General features: G+C 73.5%; 23 protein-coding genes. 14 read left to right on the top strand and 9 right to left on the bottom strand.

Annotated elements, in window-relative coordinates; translation table 11 throughout:
• The first annotated feature begins 96 nt into the window (after positions 1–96).
• Positions 97–1,293, top strand: a complete 1,197-nt coding sequence (locus O7618_RS21455; protein WP_278107920.1) for an acyl-CoA dehydrogenase family protein — start codon at positions 97–99, stop codon at positions 1,291–1,293.
• Between the two features lie 45 nt (positions 1,294–1,338).
• On the opposite strand, the gene O7618_RS21450 is transcribed toward O7618_RS21455, so the two are convergent.
• On the bottom strand, positions 1,339–1,995 hold the full coding sequence (locus O7618_RS21450; RefSeq protein ID WP_278107918.1) for a PH domain-containing protein: 657 nt from the start codon (positions 1,993–1,995) through the stop codon (positions 1,339–1,341).
• A gap of 89 nt (positions 1,996–2,084) precedes the next feature.
• On the opposite strand from O7618_RS21450, the gene O7618_RS21445 reads away from it, so the two are divergent.
• Positions 2,085–2,684 (top strand): TetR family transcriptional regulator C-terminal domain-containing protein, encoded by a 600-nt coding sequence (locus O7618_RS21445; protein ID WP_278107917.1) that lies wholly within the window; start codon positions 2,085–2,087, stop codon positions 2,682–2,684.
• 13 nt (positions 2,685–2,697) lie between these two features.
• On the opposite strand, the gene O7618_RS21440 is transcribed toward O7618_RS21445, so the two are convergent.
• From O7618_RS21440 to O7618_RS21425, 4 genes are read right to left on the bottom strand one after another with little or no spacing between them, the layout of a single operon-like run.
• Positions 2,698–3,141, bottom strand: coding sequence for a hypothetical protein (locus tag O7618_RS21440; protein WP_278107916.1), 444 nt, complete (start codon positions 3,139–3,141; stop codon positions 2,698–2,700).
• 47 nt (positions 3,142–3,188) lie between these two features.
• The gene (locus O7618_RS21435) at positions 3,189–3,593 is read right to left on the bottom strand and encodes a CoA-binding protein (RefSeq protein WP_278107915.1); all 405 of its coding nucleotides are present in this window, start codon (positions 3,591–3,593) and stop codon (positions 3,189–3,191) included.
• A 38-nt stretch (positions 3,594–3,631) separates the two neighbouring features.
• Positions 3,632–4,339, bottom strand: a complete 708-nt coding sequence (locus O7618_RS21430) for a hypothetical protein (RefSeq protein WP_278107914.1) — start codon at positions 4,337–4,339, stop codon at positions 3,632–3,634.
• Positions 4,340–4,378: 39 nt separating this feature from the next.
• On the bottom strand, positions 4,379–6,493 hold the full coding sequence (locus tag O7618_RS21425; RefSeq protein ID WP_278110107.1) for an intein-containing Rv2578c family radical SAM protein: 2,115 nt from the start codon (positions 6,491–6,493) through the stop codon (positions 4,379–4,381).
• 91 nt (positions 6,494–6,584) lie between these two features.
• On the opposite strand from O7618_RS21425, the gene O7618_RS21420 reads away from it, so the two are divergent.
• Positions 6,585–7,004 (top strand): DUF393 domain-containing protein, encoded by a 420-nt coding sequence (locus O7618_RS21420; protein WP_278107913.1) that lies wholly within the window; start codon positions 6,585–6,587, stop codon positions 7,002–7,004.
• Between the two features lie 200 nt (positions 7,005–7,204).
• Here O7618_RS21420 and O7618_RS21415 read toward each other — a convergent pair whose 3' ends face one another.
• The 3 genes from O7618_RS21415 to trxA form a co-directional block, all read right to left on the bottom strand.
• Positions 7,205–8,269 carry an HTTM domain-containing protein gene (locus O7618_RS21415; RefSeq protein WP_278107912.1) on the bottom strand — a complete coding sequence of 355 codons (1,065 nt, stop codon included), beginning with the start codon at positions 8,267–8,269 and terminating at the stop codon, positions 7,205–7,207.
• Positions 8,266–8,706 (bottom strand): hypothetical protein, encoded by a 441-nt coding sequence (locus tag O7618_RS21410; RefSeq protein ID WP_278107911.1) that lies wholly within the window; start codon positions 8,704–8,706, stop codon positions 8,266–8,268. Before O7618_RS21410 ends, O7618_RS21415 begins: the two co-directional genes overlap by 4 nt.
• A gap of 150 nt (positions 8,707–8,856) precedes the next feature.
• Positions 8,857–9,219, bottom strand: coding sequence for a thioredoxin (trxA, locus tag O7618_RS21405; protein ID WP_278107910.1), 363 nt, complete (start codon positions 9,217–9,219; stop codon positions 8,857–8,859).
• A gap of 546 nt (positions 9,220–9,765) precedes the next feature.
• On the opposite strand from trxA, the gene O7618_RS21400 reads away from it, so the two are divergent.
• From O7618_RS21400 to O7618_RS21350, 11 genes are all read left to right on the top strand, one after another.
• Positions 9,766–10,281, top strand: a complete 516-nt coding sequence (locus O7618_RS21400) for a MaoC family dehydratase (RefSeq protein ID WP_278107909.1) — start codon at positions 9,766–9,768, stop codon at positions 10,279–10,281.
• Between the two features lie 91 nt (positions 10,282–10,372).
• Positions 10,373–10,867: a hypothetical protein gene (locus O7618_RS21395; protein WP_278107908.1), complete on the top strand. Its 495-nt coding sequence runs from the start codon at positions 10,373–10,375 to the stop codon at positions 10,865–10,867.
• A gap of 35 nt (positions 10,868–10,902) precedes the next feature.
• The gene (locus O7618_RS21390; RefSeq protein WP_278107907.1) at positions 10,903–11,526 is read left to right on the top strand and encodes an RNA methyltransferase; all 624 of its coding nucleotides are present in this window, start codon (positions 10,903–10,905) and stop codon (positions 11,524–11,526) included.
• An 89-nt stretch (positions 11,527–11,615) separates the two neighbouring features.
• A complete protein-coding gene (locus O7618_RS21385) occupies positions 11,616–12,314 on the top strand; it encodes a TFIIB-type zinc ribbon-containing protein (RefSeq protein WP_347405389.1) in 699 nt (232 codons plus the stop codon).
• A gap of 116 nt (positions 12,315–12,430) precedes the next feature.
• Positions 12,431–12,589: a hypothetical protein gene (locus tag O7618_RS21380; RefSeq protein ID WP_278107906.1), complete on the top strand. Its 159-nt coding sequence runs from the start codon at positions 12,431–12,433 to the stop codon at positions 12,587–12,589.
• Between the two features lie 6 nt (positions 12,590–12,595).
• Positions 12,596–13,468, top strand: coding sequence for a PH domain-containing protein (locus O7618_RS21375; RefSeq protein WP_278107905.1), 873 nt, complete (start codon positions 12,596–12,598; stop codon positions 13,466–13,468).
• 102 nt (positions 13,469–13,570) lie between these two features.
• A complete protein-coding gene (locus O7618_RS21370) occupies positions 13,571–14,308 on the top strand; it encodes a SigE family RNA polymerase sigma factor (protein ID WP_278107904.1) in 738 nt (245 codons plus the stop codon).
• Complete coding sequence (locus tag O7618_RS21365; protein WP_278107903.1) at positions 14,305–15,576, top strand: hypothetical protein; 1,272 nt, start codon at positions 14,305–14,307, stop codon at positions 15,574–15,576. Before O7618_RS21370 ends, O7618_RS21365 begins: the two co-directional genes overlap by 4 nt.
• 10 nt (positions 15,577–15,586) lie before the next feature.
• Complete coding sequence (locus O7618_RS21360; protein ID WP_278107902.1) at positions 15,587–16,453, top strand: PHP domain-containing protein; 867 nt, start codon at positions 15,587–15,589, stop codon at positions 16,451–16,453.
• Between the two features lie 31 nt (positions 16,454–16,484).
• The gene (locus tag O7618_RS21355) at positions 16,485–17,099 is read left to right on the top strand and encodes a MarC family protein (protein WP_278107901.1); all 615 of its coding nucleotides are present in this window, start codon (positions 16,485–16,487) and stop codon (positions 17,097–17,099) included.
• 132 nt (positions 17,100–17,231) lie between these two features.
• On the top strand, positions 17,232–18,065 hold the full coding sequence (locus O7618_RS21350; protein ID WP_278110105.1) for a PD-(D/E)XK nuclease family protein: 834 nt from the start codon (positions 17,232–17,234) through the stop codon (positions 18,063–18,065).
• Between the two features lie 6 nt (positions 18,066–18,071).
• Here O7618_RS21350 and O7618_RS21345 read toward each other — a convergent pair whose 3' ends face one another.
• Positions 18,072–18,923, bottom strand: a complete 852-nt coding sequence (locus O7618_RS21345; RefSeq protein WP_278107900.1) for an oxygenase MpaB family protein — start codon at positions 18,921–18,923, stop codon at positions 18,072–18,074.
• Positions 18,924–18,937: the final 14 nt, after the last annotated feature.

The following is an 18,937-nucleotide window of genomic DNA, read 5'->3' as shown; positions in this document are numbered from 1 at the left end:
TGTGTGGACTGGTCACCTTGGCGCGGCCGGTCCCGGGGCCGATACTTACCGAGCGTTCAGTTACCCATGAGTAATGCGCCGACCCCGGAGGCTGAGATGGCTCGACTCGCCCAGACGCCCGGCCTGACCGACGTGCAGCGGTCGATCCTGGAAACCGTTCGGGAGTTCGCCGACAAGGAGATCATCCCGCACGCCCAGCGGCTGGAGCACGCCGACGAGTACCCCGCCGACATCCTCGACGGGATGCGCGAGATGGGGCTGTTCGGTCTCACCATCGACGAGGAGTTCGGCGGGCTCGGCGAGTCGCTGCTGACCTACGCGCTGGTGGTCGAGGAGCTGTCCCGGGGCTGGATGTCGATCTCCGGCATCGTCAACACGCACTTCATCGTGGCGTACCTCATCTCCCAGCACGGCTCGGCGGACCAGAAGGCCCGGCTGCTGCCGAAGATGGCCACCGGTGAGGTGCGCGGCGCGTTCTCCATGTCGGAGCCGGAGTGCGGCTCGGACGTCTCGGCGATCAAGTCGAAGGCGGTCCGCGACGGCGACTCCTACGTCCTGAACGGCCAGAAGATGTGGCTGACCAACGGGGCGTACTCCTCGGTGGTGGCCACGCTGGTCAAGACCGACACCGGGGCCGACTCGGTCTACGGCAACATGAGCACGTTCCTGCTGGAGAAGGAGCCCGGCTTCGGCGAGACCGCGCCCGGCCTGACCATCCCCGGCAAGATCGACAAGATGGGTTACAAGGGCGTCGAGACCACCGAGATGGTGCTCGACGGCGTCACCGTTCCCGCCTCCGCCGTGCTCGGCGGCGAGGAGAAGGTCGGCCGCGGCTTCTATCAGATGATGGACGGCATCGAGGTGGGCCGGGTCAACGTGGCGGCCCGCGCCTGCGGCATCTCGATCCGCGCGTTCGAGCTGGCCGTCGCGTACGCCCAGCAGCGCAAGACGTTCGGCCAGCCGCTCGCGCGGCACCAGGCGATCGCGTTCAAGCTCGCCGAGATGGGCACGAAGATCGAGGCGGCGCACTCCCTCATGGTCAACGCGGCCCGGCTGAAGGACGCCGGCCAGCGCAACGACGTCGAGGCCGGCATGGCCAAGCTGCTCGCCTCGGAATACTGCGCCGAGGTGGTCCAGGAGGCGTTCCGCATCCACGGCGGTTACGGCTACTCCAAGGAGTACGAGATCGAGCGTCTGATGCGCGAGGCGCCGTTCCTGCTGATCGGCGAGGGCACCTCGGAGATCCAGAAGACCATCATCTCCCGCGGCCTCCTCAAGGAGTACAAGCTGTAAGGCGGGGCCCCCTCTTAACGCATTCGGTAGAGGAGGGGCCCCCTCTTAACGCTTGGGCCGGTGGGGCGAGGCGTGGTCGGCGGCGGGAAGGTGCCGGCGGGCCTCGTCGACCAGCGCGGCCGGGTCGTCGGCGTACACCCGGATCTCCCGGACCGGCGCGCTCGGCCCCTTCGGCAGCGGCACCGTCAGCGGTTCCCGCAGCACCACGTCGATCGCCGTCTGGCCGCCGACGCCGAGGTTGAGCACCGTGGGGTCGTCCTCGTCGTACTGGACCGCGCGGCTGGACACCAGCGACCGGCGGCGGACCGTGACCTCCGCGACGGCCGCCCACGGGACGGTCACGTCGATCGAGACGCCGTTGCGCACCCGCAGGCCCGCGTCGTCGACGACGTGCGGATGGATCCGGAGGCTGGCCAGCAGCCCGACCATCCACAGTACGCCCCAGACGCCGATCACGATCGCGGCGTGCCGGATCGTCGGCGAGTCGACGGCGTGCCGCAGGATCACGTCCAGGATCGGGATCTCGATCGTGGACAGGGCGATGAAGGCCAGCAGGATCGGTTGCACGCCGCCGACGTAGGCGAACGTCGCCGCGCCGGCGGGCACCGGGTAGGGCCGGCGCAGCACCCACCGGGTCAGGCTGCGCCACATGCCCCATTCGTACGCCACGACGCGTCGCGTCAACCGGGCCGCTCGGCTCATCACCGCACCCCTCTCTTTGCAATACACTCGTAATGTAAACGCCGAGCGGCGATCATGTCAATGCAGTCGTATTGCGAAAGCGGGAGGGCATGCCGAAACGGGTCGACCACCGGGAGCGCCGGGCGCTGATCGCCGACGCGTTGATGCGGGTCGCCGCCGAGCAGGGGCTGGAGGCGGTCAGCCTGCGGCACGTGGCCGCCGCGGCGGAGGTCAGCGCCGGGATGGTGCAGCACTACTTCCGCACCCGGGACGAGATGATGACCTTCGCCCTCGCCGTGGTGAGCGAGCGCAACGAGGCCCGGGTCCGCCGGGCGGTCGAGGCGCTCGGCGCGGCCCCCGCCCCCCGGGCGCTGCTGCGCGCCATGCTGGCCGAGCTGCTGCCGCTCGATGAGGACCGGCGGGCGGACGGCCGCGTGGCGCTCGCCTTCCTCGCGTACACCGCGGTCCGGCCCACCGTCGCCGCGGCGCTGCACGGCGAGACGGCCGCGCTGCACGCGTTCGTCGCCGGGCAGATCGCCGCCGGATCACCGCTCGCCGCGGACGGCCGGGTGGACCCGGAGCGGGCCGCGGTCGGCCTGCTCGCCGTGATGGAAGGGCTCGGGGTGCACGTGCTCGGCGGTCACTATCCGCCGGAGACCGCGCTGGCCGCCCTCGACGCCCAGCTCGACCTGCTCTTCGGACCCGAATAGACGGCCGGCGGGGTCAGCCCCGTTGGGAGGTCGCTTCCGGCGGAGTGACCGGCAGCCCCACCGCCAACGTCTCCGGCGCGACGCGGAACCGCTCGATCGCGGCCAGCAGCCGCTCGTCCGACACCGCCACGTCCCGCCCACCGACGACCGGCCCGGGGATCTCGACGGGGTCCAGGCGCAGCATCACCCCGCCCTCCCGCCGGTCCGGGTTCGGCCTGGCCGCCCGGACCAGTCGACCGGTCCGCCGGGGTCGCCAGTACCGCTGCGCCAGGTGTAGGCCGGTCACCACCCACGCCAGGTCGCGGAACCGGTGGACGGATGCGGGTCCCAGGGCGAGCAGGCCACGGCCGACCACCACGGCCACTGCCGTGCCCGCCAGGAGCGAGAGCAGCCGGCGGGACCAGAGCCCGTCGCGGCCGGGTGCCGCCGACCCCACGACCGGACCGGAGAGAGACACGCCCGGAGGGTACGCGGCGCGCGCCAGCGCCCGTCGTACCGGAATTCTCAGCGGCGGGAGAGACCGGCCGCGGCCCGCTCGACGATGAGGCACCGGTCCTCGACGTAGTCGATGCCGGCCTCCTCGGCGATCCCGCGCGCCTCGGCGGAGACGATCCCGAGCTGCAGCCAGACCGCCGGTGCGCCGATCGCCACCGCCTGCCGCACCACCTCGACCGCGTCCCGGGCCGGCCGGAACACATCCACCAGGTCGACCGGGTGCGGGATGTCGGCCAGCGTCGGGTACGCCTTCTCGCCGAACAACTCGTCCACGGTCGGATTCACCGGGATGATCCGCCAGCCGTGCCGCTGCATCTCCAGCGGTACGCGGTGCGCGGCCTTGCCCGGGTCACGGGAGGCCCCGACGACGGCGATCACGGCGGAGTCGGCCAGGAGCTGCTGGGCGGAACGCATCATCCGAGCCTATCCCGGGCGACGCGCGCCCGGTCCGGTCACGTCGCCCCGCCGCCGGACAGCTCCTGCCGCAGCCGCGCGTGCTCGGCGGTGGTCCCGATCGCCGGACGGTGCTCCGGGTGGATGACGTAGTGACGGATCGCGGCGACCAGCAGGGCCGGCGCGACGGCCAGGTCCCGGACGGGTAGGTCGATCTCGGATCGGCCCGAGCGGCGCGGTTCGACCCGCTCCGGCCGGGCCACCACCAACCGGACGCGACCGCCGCGGCCCACCGCGACCGCCGCCGGGTCGAGGGCGTCCCACGGAACGACCAGCGCACCCGAGCTGCCGACCCGCACGCCCGCCGGGTCCAGGGCCACCAGCGGGATACGGATCCAGTGCGTCACCACCAACGCCACCAGGGTCGCGGCCAGCAGCACCGTCAACGGCAGTGGGCCGATGCCGTCGACCGCCACGACGACCATCCAGGCCGCGATGACCGGTGGGAAGCCGAGCCGGTGCCGGGGCGGGGCGAAGAAGACCGCGCCGGGCTCGTCGACGCGCAGGTCACCGGTGACCGGGTGGCTGCGCAGCTCCCGGAACACGAGGGCGATCACCGCCAGCGGCGGGATCATGGCGAGCAACGATGGGAGGGTGCCCCGCGAATCCGCCCAGCGGGAGAGCAGGCCGGCGGCCAGGCCCACCAGGAGCGCGACGAGCATGGTGGTCCGTTGCCGCTGCAGCGCCGCGTCGATGATCTCCCGCACGGTTCGGAGCGTACACAGGCGCGTCGCCGCCTGCCGTCCCTAGAGGAGCGAGAGCTGCTCGGCGGCCGGTGCCGGCGGCGGGTCGGGAAGCCGGCGGTTGTCGCCGACCTCGCCGCGGTGCAGCCCGTGCCGGCGCGCCGCCATCCGGACCCGCGCGGTCACCTCCCGCTGATAGACCTGCGGCGCGTACGCGCCGGACTGGTAGAGCCGCCGGTAGCGGGGCACCAGGTGGGGGAACTCGCGGGCCAGCCATCGGGCGTACCACTCCCGGGCGCCGGGTCGCAGGTGCAGCGCCAGCGGGGTCACGTCGGCGGCCCCGGAAGCGGTGATCGCGGCCACCGTGGCGTCGATGGACTCCTCGTCGTCGCTGAGGCCGGGCAGGATCGGGGCCATCAGCACCCCGACCGGGAAGCCGGCGTCGGTCAGCCGGCGGACCGCGTCCAGCCGGCGGCGTGGGCTCGGCGTGCCCGGCTCGGCCAGCCGCCAGAGCGTCTCGTCCACGAAACCGACCGAATAGGACAGCCCGACCGCTGTCACCTCGGCGGCCTGTCGCAGCAGGGGCAGGTCGCGCAGCAGCAGGGTGCCCTTGGTCAGGATGGAGAAGGGGTTGGCGAAGTCGCGCAGTGCCTCGAGGATCGGCGGCATCAGCCGGTAGCGCCCCTCGGCCCGCTGGTAGCAGTCCACGTTGGTGCCCATCGCGACGTGCGCGCCGCGCCACCGGGGAGCGGCCAGCTCACGCCGGACCAGCTCGCCGGCGTTGACCTTGACGATCACCTTGCGGTCGAAGTCCGACCCGGCGTCGAGGTCGAGGTAGGTGTGGGTGTTGCGGGCGAAACAGTTGTGGCTGACCACTCCGTTGGCGATGAAGTCGCCGGTGCCGGTGGTGATGTCCCACAGCGGCAGCTCCAGGCCCAGATCCTCCACGGCGGTCACCTGGAGTCGGGCCGCGCACTTGAGCGCCGCGCCCTCGATCGAACGCTTCCGGGTGACGGCCGGGTCGGTCAGGTGGAAGAAGCGCAGCCGTGCCGGCAGGCCACCGGTCAGCCGGAGCTGGCAGGCCGCGCCGCGGCTGCCGGGGTCGTCGAGCACCCACCGGAAGGCGAACCGGTCGAGGGCGGCGGACGCCCGTCGCCGGCTCCCGTCATCGGCGACACCGATCCGGAACACGCCCCGGCCGCAGCTGCCGCCGGCGTCGAACGAGCCGGCCAGGAAACCGAGCAGCCAGTCGTCGGTCGGCTCGTCCGGTGGGTGGATCAGCGCCGCGACGGCCTCGGCGTCGGCCGGCCGCACCACGCGGACCACGGTGGACCGGCGCGCCGCCCGGCCGGCGACCCGCTCGACGGCGACGCCGGTCTCGGCGAGGAACCGCTCGGCGCGCTCCACCGCCTCCGCCTCGGCGGTGGCCAGCCGGAAGCTTCGGCGCGCGCCGGCGGCCCCGGCGTCCTCGGGCTGCCGGTGGTCGGGCACGTCGGGGGTTGCCGTGTCGTCGTGCGCAGGCTGCTGCCGGCGGGGGTGCTCGGGCCACCGGAACAACGCGTGGAGGTAGCCCCGGTGGTAGTCGGCGGAGCGCTTCGGCGCGACGGCGAAGCGGCCGGTGCCGAGCAGGCGGTTGCGGGTGGTCAGGTAGGGGCGGCGGGCACCGCCCCGCATGCTCCCGGTGACGTGCTTCCAACCGCGTTCGGTCAGGAAGCGGTGGTCACCGCTGGCCACCAGCGTGGTGCCGTCGGCCAGGGTGACCCGGTGGGCGCGCTTCACCGTCGACCACTTGTCGAGCACGGTGGTGACGACGTAGTGGCGGTAGGCGCCGCGCCGCTGGGTGCCGTAGATCCGGTCGCCGGGCTCCAACTCGCTGATCGGTCGGGTGCGCCCGTCAGCCATCAGGATCGGCGTGTCGTCGGAGACGCAGTATGTGCACGCGTGGGAGCAACCGCGGTAGGGGTTGACGGTCCACTCGAACGGCACACGCGACCGGCCCGGCACCCGGTTGATGATTGATTTGGCCCGCACCTCGTAGAAGGTCATGCCGGCGAAGTCGGGGGTGTCGAACGTGCGGGCGACCGCGCCGGGCAACGCCAGCGGCAGGGGTGGAGCCGCCGGCGTCGCCCGATCGGGAGTCCCCTCGTCCGGGGGAGCGGAGAGGTTGTCCCAGCGCATGGATCTCATTCGAACATGTGTACGAACGAAGTGCAAGTGACGCGCCGGACACCGCGCGCCGCCGGGCCCGGCGTGGGTGCAGGATGGTGACATGGAGACGTCGACCTTCGTCTACGACGGCGACTGCGCCTTCTGCACCCGGTGCGCGCAGTTCATCGAGCGTCGTGTCCCGACCGGCGCCCGCGTGGTCCCGTGGCAGTTCGCCGACCTGGCGGCGCTGGGCCTGACCGAGGCCGAGTGCGAGGAGGCGGTCCAGTGGGTCGGCGCCGACGGCTCCCGGGCCGCCGGGCCGGACGCGATCGCCCGGCTGCTCGCCGACAGCGGGCCGCTCTGGCGCGTCGCCGGGGGCGGCCTGCGTCTCGCGCCGGTGCGCGCGGCGGCCTGGCCCGCGTACCGCTGGGTGGCCCGCAACCGTCACCGCCTGCCCGGCGGCACCGCCGCGTGCGCGCTGCCGCAGGAGGCGCGGGAGCGGCTGTACGGTCCGACGGGACGACCCGGCCCCACCTCCTGACCGACCCGCCGCCACCCTTGGGCGGTGGGCGTGGCCGGCGGTCCGCCGGCTGCTGGGCGGTGAGGCGGCGGGCGTGTCGCGCCGAAAACAAGATATCGCTGTTGAGCGATATGCCGCATGGTCATAATTATGACTGAGAGGCATACCGCATTCTTCTGGAGTCTCTTTCCCCGCGCGGCACGGAGAGTGATCGGGTCAGGTCATGGACCGGCAGTCGGGTCGCGTCCGGCCACCAGGGACGCCGAGCCGGCCACCCCGCCGGACGCAGCCGAACCGGGCGACGCAGCCGAACCGGGCGACGCAGCCGAACCGGGCGACGCAGCCGAACCGGGCGACGTCACGGTCCGGGGGTCGTCGGCAGCGGAAGCAGACGGACCGACCGGCTCGACGGCCGGCGCCGGCCCGGCAGACGCCGGCGGCGCGGTCGCGGACGGGTCGGTGCGGCGACCGAGCAGGCGGCGGGCCAGTAGCAGCGGGCGGACCTTCTCCAGCGGCAGGAACGCGGTCATCGCCACCAGGTGCGGTGCGAACGAGATGGTGATGGTGGCGATCGTGGCCAGGTGGAACGAGTAGAAGAAGCCGACGACGGCCGTCCGCCACCGGGCCGGCACCACGAACACCAGCGGGCTGAGCAGTTCGAAGGCCAGGATGCCGAACTGGGCGACGATCAGCAGGTGCGGCACCTGCGCGATCAGGTCGGCGAGGTCGGTGCCGCGCCGGATGATCGCCCGGGCCAGCACCGAGCCGGTCGCCCAGTCGAGGCCGCCGAAGCGGAACTTGGCCCAGGCGGCGAGGAAGTAGGTGCAGATCACCGCGATCTGGGTGACCCGCAGCGCCCAGCCGCCCGCCTCGGTGCGGGTCGGGTCGCCGTGCCGGGCCCGGCCGGCGGTCGGCAGCGCGACCAGCGCCACCAGGAGGCCGAACCGGTCGTGGTCGACCTTGCCGTAGCTCATCGCCACGATCATCCACTCGAGGTAGAGCGCGAAGACCGTCCAGCCGAGCAGCCGCGGCGCCCGGCCGGTGGCGGCGAGCAGCGCGGCCACCAGCAGCACCCAGAAGACCGCGCCGACGAGCACCGGGTCGGGCGTCGGCAGCGGCAGCAGCCGGCCGATCAGCAGCGGCTGGTAGAGGTCGCCGGGAACGTCGACGCGGGTGCGCACCCAGGGGGTGAAGACGACCAGGTCGGCGGCGACGAAGAGGTAGACGAGGGTGCGGAAGGCGGCCACCCGGCCGCGCGGCACCGCCTCGGTGAGCCAGCCGGTCATCCGGCGGTCTCCCAGCGTACGGCGGTGCGGTCGGTCCACTCGCCGGTCGGGCGCCCGCCCTGGATGTCGTACCAGCGGACCACGATGCGCACCTCCACCAACGCCGGGGCGGCGGGGTGGCGCTCGGCGTACGCCTCGGCGACGGTGCGCAGCAGGCTCGGGTCGGCGGCGTAGCGGTCCTGCTGACCCTCGATCTCGGCGCGGCGGATGCCGGTGGCGTCCTGGCCGAGGGAGACCACCGCGCCGGTGCGGTCGACGCCCTCGACCCGGGTGTCGGGGGCGGGGGCGTCCGGCGGGTCGGAGGTGGAGTACATCCGGAACGGGCCGAACGGGAAGTCGTCGTCGGTGCCGTGGACGGTGCCGATAAGGAGCAGTGCCAGCCCGAGCAGGGTGGCGGCCAGCCGGACGGCACGCCCGCGCGGGGTCAAGGTCTGCATCAGTCCGTGACGATACGCCGCGTGAACCGTCCGCAACTGTCCCTCAGTCGGTCATTTCTGACCGTCCGTCCCGCCGGGGGCCGGGCGCGGCACGCGAACGCCGCCGGCCGGGCCCCGTGGTGGGGGCCGACCGGCGGCGGGAACGTGTGCTCAGTGCTTGTGCTCGGCGAGCTTCTTACGGACGTCCTCCATGTCGAGCTGCTGCACCTGCTCGATGAGGTTCTCCAGCGCCGACTCGGGAAGCGCGCCGGGCTGGGCGTACACGATGACGCCGTCGCGGATCGCCATCACGGTCGGGATGGAGCTGATGTTGAACTTGGCCGCCAGCTCCTGCTGCGCCTCGGTGTCGACCTTGCCGAAGGCGATCTCCGGGTGCTTCTCCGAGGAGCGCTCGTAGACGGGGGCGAAGCGCTTGCACGGGCCGCACCAGTCGGCCCAGAAGTCGAGCAGGACGATGCCGTCGCGCCCGGTCACCTCGTCGAAGTTGGCCGTGGTCAGCTCAACCGTTGACATTGCTCTCTCCGATCACCGCGGATTGCCGTACGTCCGGTGGAACCACGCTCGGTCCAGGGGAATTCCCGTGACCTGCGCGGCGAAACACCGGACCGGCTGGAGGTGATCTTCGGCACATCGAACTCCATCTGTCCCTGGCGGTCGTGCGGATCGCAAGTGCAGGACGCATTTGCGTGACGGGACGTGATGGGAGCGTTTCCAAGGAGATCACGCTGAGTTCTCGCTACGAATCGGTAACTTGCGCTCTGACGAGGGGGTATCCGGCCTGCGGAGATCGCTTGGGAGGGGGGCTCCTGTAACGGTGAGTAGTGTTACGAAAAGATAAATGTGACGTCCATCTCTGTTGGTCGACGCTCCCCGTACGGCAGAATCCTCTGCATCAGAGCGTGGGCGGCGGGTGCCGGGGAGGGCCCCGCCGCTCATTGCGTCTCCCCCCGGGTGGCGCCCGGTGTGACATTTCCGCCGCGCGAGCGCCCCGGCCCCGGCCTTAACCAGCGGTAAGGCATGCTGTGCCGAACTCCATCGCCGCCCGTCGAAGGGACCAGGATGCAGTTCGGCCGCTACTACGAGGAGTTCGAGGTCGGCGCGGTCTACCGGCACTGGCCGGGCAAGACGGTCACCGAGTACGACGACCACCTCTTCTGCCTGCTCACCATGAACCACCACCCGCTGCACCTGGACGCCCACTACGCGGAGTCCGCCTCCCAGTTCAAGCGCAACGTGGTGGTCGGCAACTACGTCTACTCGCTGCTGCTGGGCATGTCGGTGCCCGACGTCAGCGGCAAGGCCATCGCCAACCTGGAGATCGAGTCGTTGCGGCACGTCGCCCCGACCTTCCACGGCGACACGATCTACGGCGAGACGACGGTGCTCGACAAGCGCGAGTCGGCCTCGAAGCCCGATCGCGGCGTGGTGGCGGTGGAGACCCGGGGCTACAACCAGGACGGCACGATGGTCTGCGTCTTCCGGCGCAAGGTCATGGTCCCGAAGCGGGAGTACGCGGCCGCCGCCGCGCCGGACGGCGTCGACCCGGAGCGTCCGAGCTTCCCCGAGCCGCGCTGACCCGCACGGCCGCCACGTGGGTCCCGTCGTCGTTCGGCGGGGACGGGGCCCGCGACCGTGCGCGGGGCATATGCTCTGGCTGGAGGTGCCCATGAGCCACTCCGTCGCCGGAGAACCGTCCTCTGCCGGTCGCCGCGCCGCACCGCCCACCACCGCCGCCGCGTACACCGCGGCGGAGTGGGACCTGCTGACCGACCTGCCCGGCCGGGTTCTCGTCGCCGCCGCCTCGCCCGGCCCGGGGCGCCCGCACCGGGACGTCTCCGCCGGGCTGGCCGGCCTGGACGCGGTGGCCGCCGGCCGGGCCTTCGACAGCGACCTGGTCCGCGCGGTGGTCACCGCCATCTACGCCCGCCACGACGGCGCGGCCGAGCGCGGCGCTCGCCTCACCGACCTGGTGGACCTGCTGGCCGCCGCCCGGGCCGCGGTGCGGGTGCTGCGGCGGCGGGCCGATCCGGCCGACTCGGCCGCGTACCGGCAGTGGGTGGAATCGGTGGCGGCCCGGGTGTGTCACGCCGGCCAGACCTCGCCCGGCCCGGCCGACCGGCGCTTCCTGGAGCGGCTCGGCGGCGCGCTCGACCTGCGCTGACGGAGCGCCCGACCGGCCCGTACCCTCTGCAGACCGTGACCGACGACCAGCTCGACGTGGGGGTGGGGCCGTGGCCCGGCGACCCGCCGGACGACCCGCGCCTCGATCCGGAACTGCTCGCCGTCGGGGACCGGCGCAACGTGGTGGACCGCTACCGCTACTGGCGGCGGGAGGCCGTGGTGGCCGACCTGGACCGGCGCCGGCACGACTTCCACGTGGCGATCGAGAACTGGCAGCACGACTTCAACATCGGCACGGTGGTCCGCAACGCCAACGCCTTCCTCGCCGCCGAGGTGCACATCGTCGGGCGCCGGCGGTGGAACCGTCGGGGCGCCATGGTGACCGACCGCTACCAGCACGTCCGGCACCATCCGACGATCGAGGAGTTCGTCTCCTGGGCGGCCGGTGAGCGACTGCCGGTGGTCGGGATCGACAACCTGCCCGGCTGCCGCCCGCTGGAGACCGGCGTCCTGCCGCGCCGCTGCGTGCTGCTCTTCGGGCAGGAGGGGCCCGGGCTCTCCCCGGTCGCCCGGTCCGCCTGCGACGCGCTCTTCTCGATCGCCCAGTACGGCTCGACCCGGTCGATAAACGCGGGGGTGGCCAGCGGCATCGCCATGCACGCCTGGATCCGGTCGTACGCCGGTCCGCCGCCTGACTGACGCTCGGCGGTCTTCTCGCCGGGTGGAAATCCCATCTTCGTCGGCCCGGCCCGCTTGACGCCTCGCCGGCCCGGGGCGACGGTGAATGCGTGACAGTCGCGGTGAGTTGTCCGAGGTGCGCGGGCCCGGTGCGCGAGCCGGACCTGATGCACGGCGAGTACCGGTGCCTGCGCTGCGGCCCGGTCGTGCCCCTGCACGTGCCGGAGCACGTCGGCGCCGAGATCATGGCGAGCGTGGTCGAGCGGGTGGCCGCCGAGCCCCGGCCGACCGACCGGCCCGGCATGCCGCTGTGGTGCCCGTGGCCGCTCCCGCCGGGGTGGACGCTGACCGGTGTGGCGTGGGCGGGTGACGACCGGGTCGGGATCCGCGCCACGGCGGTCGCCTGTGCCGGTCCGGCGCCCCTCGACGGTGGGCCGGCCGACCTGATCTTCGTCGCCGAGGAGCCCGGCGTCGGCCTGGGTTCCCGCTTCGCGGGACTGCCCGGCCCCGATCCCGGCCCCCAGATCGAGGAGGCGCTGACCGATCCCGGCCCTGGTCACCCCGAGCGTGTGCCGCACGCGAAGATCCGGGTGGACGGTCATCCGGCTCCACTGTGGCTCGTGCGGTCCGAAACGGATCGAAGCGCGTACGCCGGCGAGGCTCGGGGAATGTGGCTCCATGCGATAGCCTGGCCGGCGAGCGCGGGTCACCTCCTCGCGGAAGAAGTCGTGTTGCACGACCTCACCGAGTGGACGCCGCCCGAGCTCGTGTACGGCGCACCATCCCCGTACCTGCACGGGCGGGCCTGACCGGCCGGCACCGACGAGTCGGGGACCGGACGCAGATATTCACGGTAAGACACCATGCTGATACTCTGGGTGCCGCTGCGGTAAACGGACCCGGCTCCGCGAGAGGATGGCCCGCTATGGTCAAGAAGGTCCTCACCTGGGTCGGCATCGCATTCTTGATCTTCTTCGTCGCCTACCGGCCGAACTCGGCCGCCGACGTGTTCAAGTCTCTCGGTGGCGGCATCATGGACATCGCGCAGGGCTTCGGCGACTTCTTCACCAACCTCGTCGCCTAGCCACCGATGGGCAGCCCTTCCGGTCCCCCCTTCGACCCGGACGATCCCGACCGGGCACGCCGGGAGCGCGACACCGAGCCGATCCCGCGGATCGACCCGGACGACGGTCCCGGCTACGGCTCCGGCCCCGGCTACGGGGCCGGGCCCTCCCTGTCGGACGACGCCGCGTTCGGCGACGGTCCCGGCTACGCGGGTGAGGGTCGCTCCGGCCGGGCCTGGGCGCGCGACCCCGAGGGCTACCCGGAGCAGCCGATCTCCGAGGAGGAGCTGGCCGGTCTCCGGGTCGACGCGTCCGGCATGGCCCCACGCCGCGTGCTGCCCCTGGAAGACGAGCCCAGCTCGCTCGTCGCCCGCTACCTCTTCCCCACCGAGCGCTACCGGGGCGAGTGGAAGCGGCACTGGATCCACCTCACCACGCCGATCATCGTCGGCATCGCGGCCACGTTCGTGCTCGGCTACCTCTCCGGCTTCCTCGCGGGGCGGGACGTCGGCGCCCTGACCACCGTCGCGGTGCTGCTCTGGTTCGCCGTGATGGGCTGGGTCGCCTGGCGGGTCGCCGACTGGTGGTACGACCGCTTCATCCTCACCAACAAGCGGGTGATGGTGGTCAACGGCATCATCACCCGTCGCGTCGCGATGATGCCGCTGGTCCGGGTGACCGACATGAAATACGAGCAGACCCCGACCGGCCGCGCCCTCAACTACGGCACGTTCGTGCTGGAGTCGGCGGGCCAGGAGCAGGCCCTGCGCGAGGTCAAGAACCTGCCCAACCCGAACGAGCTCTACCTGCGCGTGGTGGAGGAGATGTACGAGCCGCAGGCCGTGGAGGCGCGGTTGGGCAAGGAGGCCGACGAGGCCAAGGCCGACGACGGCGCCTGAAACTTTTCGTCCGAACATCGGAAGGACTGCGCACCTTTCGCCGTCGACCCGACCCGCTCGGCCGTGGGAACCTGCCAGGCAGGACGGGGCGCGGAGGTGAGCGTGGCGAGCAGGGATCCGCTGGAGGAGGAGTTCCGCGAGTTCGTCGCGGCCCGGTCCGGCGCCCTGCTGCGCACCGCCTACCTGTTGGCCGGTGACTGGGCCACCGCGGAGGACCTGCTCCAGACCGCGCTCACCAAGACCTACCTGGCCTGGAAACGGCTCGGCGGGATCGACGCCATCGAGCCGTACGCCCGCCGGGTCCTGGTCAACACGTCGACCAGTTGGTGGCGTCGCCGCTGGCACGGTGAGCGGCCGACCGAGGTGCTTCCGGAACGGGCCGGCGTCGACGAGATCGAGCACCAGCTCGACCGGGACGCGCTCTGGCGGCACCTGCGGGCGCTGCCCGCCCGGCAGCGCGCCGTCCTGGTGCTCCGCTTCTACGAGGACATGTCGGAGGCGCAGACCGCCGCCCTGCTGGAGATCTCCCCGGGCACGGTCAAGAGCCAGACCTCCCGGGCGTTGAACACCCTGCGCCGCCGGCTCGGCTCGGAGGCCGCGTTGGGCCTGCCGGCCGGGTCGGAGCCCGAGGCGACGTCGACCACCCCGGCCGGCCGCCCCGCCCCGGCCACCGCGCCTGCCCGGCCCACGCCCACCGGTCGTCCGGCGCTCGTACGGCAGCCCGTGCCCGCCGGCCAGACCGCGCGCCGGCCCGCGGCCCCGGCGTCCCGCCCGGCCACCCCACTGCCCACGCCGGCCCCGGTCCGTCCGGCCGTCGGAATTCCGGCGGAGACCCGATGAGCGGCATCCGACCCACCGATGACAACCGGACGCGCGGCCCGGAGCGTCCATTCCGCGTGGGCGAGGACGAGCTGGAACGGGCGCTGCGGGAGACCTTCGCCCGCCGCGTCGACCGGCCCGGCCCGCTCCGCGCCGACCCGGCGGGGGACGTGCTGCGGCGGGCCCGTCGCAGCGGGCGTCGCCGGGCGCTCACCGGTCTGGCCCTGGCCGGCCTGGCGACGGTGCTGGTCACCACCGGGATGGCGCAGCTCGGCGAGCCGGGCGGGCGCGGTGGCACGCCGACCGTGGTGCTCGGCGACCCGCACGGGTCCTCCGCGTCCCCGCTGCCCACCGCGTCCGCCCGGGTCTACCGGGCGGGCCCGGTCCGCGCCGAACTCGACCTGCTCGTCGGCGACCTGCTGGACACCAGCGGCGGCGAACGACGGGACCTGACCGGGGTGGGCCGCGTCGAACGGGCGCAGCGCATCCACGACCGGGAGGGCTGGCTGCTCACCTCGGCGGCCACCGCCGCCGGTCGTACCCTCTGGTGGGTGTCCGCCGCGGGCGGCGCGCCGCAGGTGATGCTCGCCGCCGCGGACGCCGTCGCGGTCTCCCCGGACGGCCGCCAGGTGGCCTGGCGGGACGGCTCGGACCTGGTCGCCGCCGGGGTGGTCGCCGGCCAGCTCATCGCGCCCAGCCGGGTGACCGCGCCGACCGGCGTCGTGCCGGTCGGCTTCACCGGCGACGACGTGCTGGTCAGCCAACCCGACCGCGGCGGCATGAGCGTCTGGCGGCGCGCGTTGGGCGGGGTGCCCGGCACGGTGAACCCGGACGTGCGCGGTGTCTACGGCAACCGCCCGGACGGGCTGGTGGTCGGCCTGGTCGCCACCGGGCCGTCGCGGCAGCCCTGCCTGGCGCTGCTCGACCCGGCTCGTGACCTCACCCCGGCGCGCACCGGCTGTGGTCCGAGGCTGTCCGCCGACGGGCTCGGCGCGGTCTCGCCGGACGGCCGTTGGCTGCTCGCGAACGGCGCCGCCGGCACCGCCGTGCTCGTCGACCTGGCCGGCACCCCGACGGCCCACCCGGCCGGTCCGCTGCTGGCCGGCACGCCGGCCTGGACCCGCACCGGCGCTGCCCTGCACGCGGACGCCGCCGGCGGCCTGGTCCGGGTCACGCCCGATCGGGTGCTGGCCGGTGAGCGGCCCACCCCGTCGACGCTCGACGGGGTGTCGCCGGGGCAACGGCCCGTGGTGGTGGCCGACACCCCGGTCGTGCCGGACGGGGCGTAGCGTCGGGCGGGTGAGCGTTCCCGCCCGCGTCGACCTGCACACCCACTCCACCGCCAGCGACGGCACGCTGGGCCCGGCCGAGCTGGTCGCGGCCGCCGCCGGAGCGGGGCTCGACGTGGTGGCGCTCACCGACCACGACACCACCGCGGGCTGGGCCGCCGCGGTCGCCGCGCTGCCGCCCGGCCTCACCCTGATCCGGGGCGCCGAACTCTCCTGCCGCTGGTTCGGCGCCGAACCGGCGATCCCGCTGCACCTGCTGGCGTACCTCTTCGACCCGGAGTCGCCGGAACTGGTCGCGGAGCTGGCCCGGGTCCGGCTGGCCCGCGAGGAGCGCGGCGAGCGGATCGTCCGGCTGCTCCAGGCCGACGGCGCTCCGGTGAGCTGGACGGAGATCCTGGCCGGCGCGGCCGGCGGCACGGTCGGCCGGCCACACATCGCGCAGGCGCTGATCCGGGCCGGCCTGGTCGCCACCACCACCGAGGCGTTCGGGCCGGACTGGTTGGGGGAGCGCTACCGGCTGCCCAAGGACGACATCGACGTGTTCCGCGCGGTCGCGCTGGTGCGCTCGGCCGGCGGGGTGCCCGTCTTCGCCCATCCGCGGGCCAGCCGGCGCGGCCGGATCGTGCCGGACGAGCTGATCGTCGACCTGGCGGCGGCCGGCCTGGCCGGCCTGGAGGCCGACCACGAGGACCACAGCCCGGCCGAGCGGGAGCACGTCCGCCGCCTCGCCGCCGAGTTGGGCCTCCTGGTCACCGGATCGTCGGACTTCCACGGCACGCACAAGACCGTCCGGCTCGGCGCGCACACCACGAGCCCCGAGGCGTACGAGCGGATCGTCGCGCTGGCCCGGGGGGTGACCCCGGTCGCTTCGAGCTGAAGCGTTCCGGTCGCACCGCTACCGTGTCCGCGTGGATCTCAAGCTCTTCGGCGAGGTCTTCGTGACCCTGCTGGTGATCGTCGACCCGCCCGGAATGATGCCCATCTTCCTCGCGCTCACCGGGCCGCTGCCCGCCCGCGACCGGAACCGGGCCGCCTGGCAGGCCGTGGCGCTGGCGCTCGGGGTCATCGTGATCTTCGCGGTGGCCGGGCAGAAGATCCTGGCCTACCTGCACGTCGACCTGCCCGCGTTGCAGGCCGCCGGCGGCCTGCTGCTGGTGCTCGTCGCGCTGGAACTGCTGACCGGCAAGGCCGACGACCCGAGCCAGCAGGTCACCTCGAACATCGCGCTGGTGCCGCTGGGCACCCCGCTGCTGGCCGGCCCCGGCGCGATCGTCGCCACCATGCTGTTCGTGCAGCAGGCCGGCGGCGTCACCGACTATGTGGCCATCGCGCTGGCCATCGTCGCGGTGATGGTCGCGGTCTGGGTGGTGCTGCGCTTCTCCGGCGGGATCGTCAAGGTGCTCCGCCCGGGCGGCATCGAGGTGCTGACCCGGATCGCCGGCCTGCTGCTGGCCGCCATCGCGGTGCAGCTCATCGCCGACGCGATCGCGGCGTTCGTCACCGAATACCTCAACAACGCCTGAGCCGTCCGGCCGGTGTCACAGCCGGGTGGCAGGATCTGCGGTGTGCGACGACCTTCACCGACCGGACGACCCACCGGTGGCCGGGCGCCCCGGCCCCGTGCCGAGCAGGCCGAGCAGCTCGGCTTCGAGGGCATGCCCGAGCGGCTGTTCGTCTGCACCCCCAGCAAGCTCGGTGCCTACGCCGACTGCCCCCGGCGCTACCGCTACGCCTACGTGGACCGGCCCGCCCCGCCGAAGGGGCCGCCGTGGGCGCACAACTCACTCGGCGCCAGCGTCCACACCGCTCTGAAGAACTGGTATGCGCTGGCCCCCGACCGTCGCCGGCCCGAGACGCTCGGCACCCTGCTCAAGGGCGTCTGGGTCCGCGAGGGCTACCGCGACGACGAGCAGGAACGCGACGCCTTCCGGCGGGCACTGGGCTGGCTGGAGTCCTACGTGGCGGGCCTCGACCCGGCCGACGAGCCGATCGGCGTGGAGCGGGTGGTCGCCGTCAAGACCGCCGTGCTGGCGTTCAACGGCCGCACCGACCGGATCGACTCCCGCCCCGACCCGGACGGCCGGCCCGAGCTGGTCATCGTCGACTACAAGACCGGCCGCACCGGGCTCGACGCCGACGACGCCCGCGGCTCGCAGGCGCTCGCGCTCTACGCGTACGCGGCGGAGCGGGTGTTCCGCCGGCCGTGCCGCCGGGTCGAACTGCACCACCTGCCCACCGGCACCGTCGCCGCGCACGAGCACACGCCGGAGTCGCTGCACCGGCAGCTCACCCGAGCCGAGGAGACCGCCCGCGACATCATGACCGCCGAGCGGGCCGTGGCCGGCGGCGCCGACCCCGACGAGGAGTTCCCCACCGAGCCGGGCCCGCGCTGCGGCTGGTGCGACTACCGGCGCACCTGCCCGGCCGGCGCGCAGGCCCCGGGCAAGGACCCGTGGTCGGCCGTCGAACGCTTCGCCGACGCCGACTGAGTCGCCTCAGGCGGCCGTGAGCCGGGCCGCGCGCTCCTTGGCGGCCTGCTGCAACGGCCCCTCCCGGTAGCGCCGCGGCACCGCCGCCAGGGCGAGCCGCAACGCCCGCACGCCCACCTCCGCCGAGAGCGCGGTGGTCGGCAGGCCCAGCCCGCCGTAGAGCCGCAACGCCCACCGCGGCAGCAACCCCAGCGCGGTGCCGGCCACCCCGAGATACGCCCAGCGCGGCGGGCCGACATTCAGGCCCAGCTTCACCGGCGGGCTGAGCTTCCACGGGATCGGCGGCGCGGTCAGGAACAGCGCGGTCTCGGCCGCCTCCCGGGTCATCCGCAGCTCCGGGCGTACGTCCCGGTAGTAGGCCTCGACCTCGGCGGCGGTGCCCGGCACGTCCGCCGGGTCCAGCCCGACCAGGGCGGCCGCCCGGCGCTGCTCGGTGTAGTAGCCGTCCACCTCGTCGTCGGTCAGCGTCAGCCCGGCCCGCCGCGCGGTGCTCACGAACGACTCGACCTCGGTGACGTGCACCCAACGCAGCAGGTCCGGCTCGTCGACGCGGAACTCCTCGCCGGTCGCCGGATCGGTGGCGCGCATCCGGGCGTGCAGCCCGCGCAGGCGCCGGCCGGCCGCCTCCGCCTCGGCGGTGGTGCCGTAGATCGTCGTCGCCACGTAGGTGGCCGTGCGGACCAGCCGGCCCCAGGCGTCGGAGCGGTAGTTGCTGTTCTGCGCCACCCCGGCCATCGCGCGCGGGTGCAGCGCCTGCAGGTAGAGCGAGCGCAGGCCGGCGACGATCAGGACCGGTTCCTCGTGCACCTTCCACGTGACCGAACCCGGACCGAACAGGCCGATGTCGTCGGTGTCCACCGGTCAAGAGTGCC

It is taken from the genome of Micromonospora sp. WMMD980 (assembly GCF_029626035.1).
Classification (GTDB): Bacteria; Actinomycetota; Actinomycetes; order Mycobacteriales; family Micromonosporaceae; genus Micromonospora.
Note: the sequence above shows the minus strand (reverse complement) of the source record. Positions and strands in the feature narration are given on the sequence as shown.

Coding starts and splice junctions, on each gene's coding strand:
- O7618_RS21455 (WP_278107920.1), top strand. CDS start 97: ATGGCTCGACTCGCCCAGACGCCCGGCCTGACCGACGTGCAGCGGTCG.
- O7618_RS21450 (WP_278107918.1), bottom strand. CDS start 1,995: ATGAGCCGAGCGGCCCGGTTGACGCGACGCGTCGTGGCGTACGAATGG.
- O7618_RS21445 (WP_278107917.1), top strand. CDS start 2,085: ATGCCGAAACGGGTCGACCACCGGGAGCGCCGGGCGCTGATCGCCGAC.
- O7618_RS21435 (WP_278107915.1), bottom strand. CDS start 3,593: ATGCGTTCCGCCCAGCAGCTCCTGGCCGACTCCGCCGTGATCGCCGTC.
- O7618_RS21425 (WP_278110107.1), bottom strand. CDS start 6,493: ATGCGCTGGGACAACCTCTCCGCTCCCCCGGACGAGGGGACTCCCGAT.
- O7618_RS21420 (WP_278107913.1), top strand. CDS start 6,585: ATGGAGACGTCGACCTTCGTCTACGACGGCGACTGCGCCTTCTGCACC.
- O7618_RS21415 (WP_278107912.1), bottom strand. CDS start 8,269: ATGACCGGCTGGCTCACCGAGGCGGTGCCGCGCGGCCGGGTGGCCGCC.
- O7618_RS21410 (WP_278107911.1), bottom strand. CDS start 8,706: ATGCAGACCTTGACCCCGCGCGGGCGTGCCGTCCGGCTGGCCGCCACC.
- trxA (WP_278107910.1), bottom strand. CDS start 9,219: ATGTCAACGGTTGAGCTGACCACGGCCAACTTCGACGAGGTGACCGGG.
- O7618_RS21400 (WP_278107909.1), top strand. CDS start 9,766: ATGCAGTTCGGCCGCTACTACGAGGAGTTCGAGGTCGGCGCGGTCTAC.
- O7618_RS21395 (WP_278107908.1), top strand. CDS start 10,373: ATGAGCCACTCCGTCGCCGGAGAACCGTCCTCTGCCGGTCGCCGCGCC.
- O7618_RS21380 (WP_278107906.1), top strand. CDS start 12,431: ATGGTCAAGAAGGTCCTCACCTGGGTCGGCATCGCATTCTTGATCTTC.
- O7618_RS21375 (WP_278107905.1), top strand. CDS start 12,596: ATGGGCAGCCCTTCCGGTCCCCCCTTCGACCCGGACGATCCCGACCGG.
- O7618_RS21365 (WP_278107903.1), top strand. CDS start 14,305: ATGAGCGGCATCCGACCCACCGATGACAACCGGACGCGCGGCCCGGAG.
- O7618_RS21350 (WP_278110105.1), top strand. CDS start 17,232: ATGCCCGAGCGGCTGTTCGTCTGCACCCCCAGCAAGCTCGGTGCCTAC.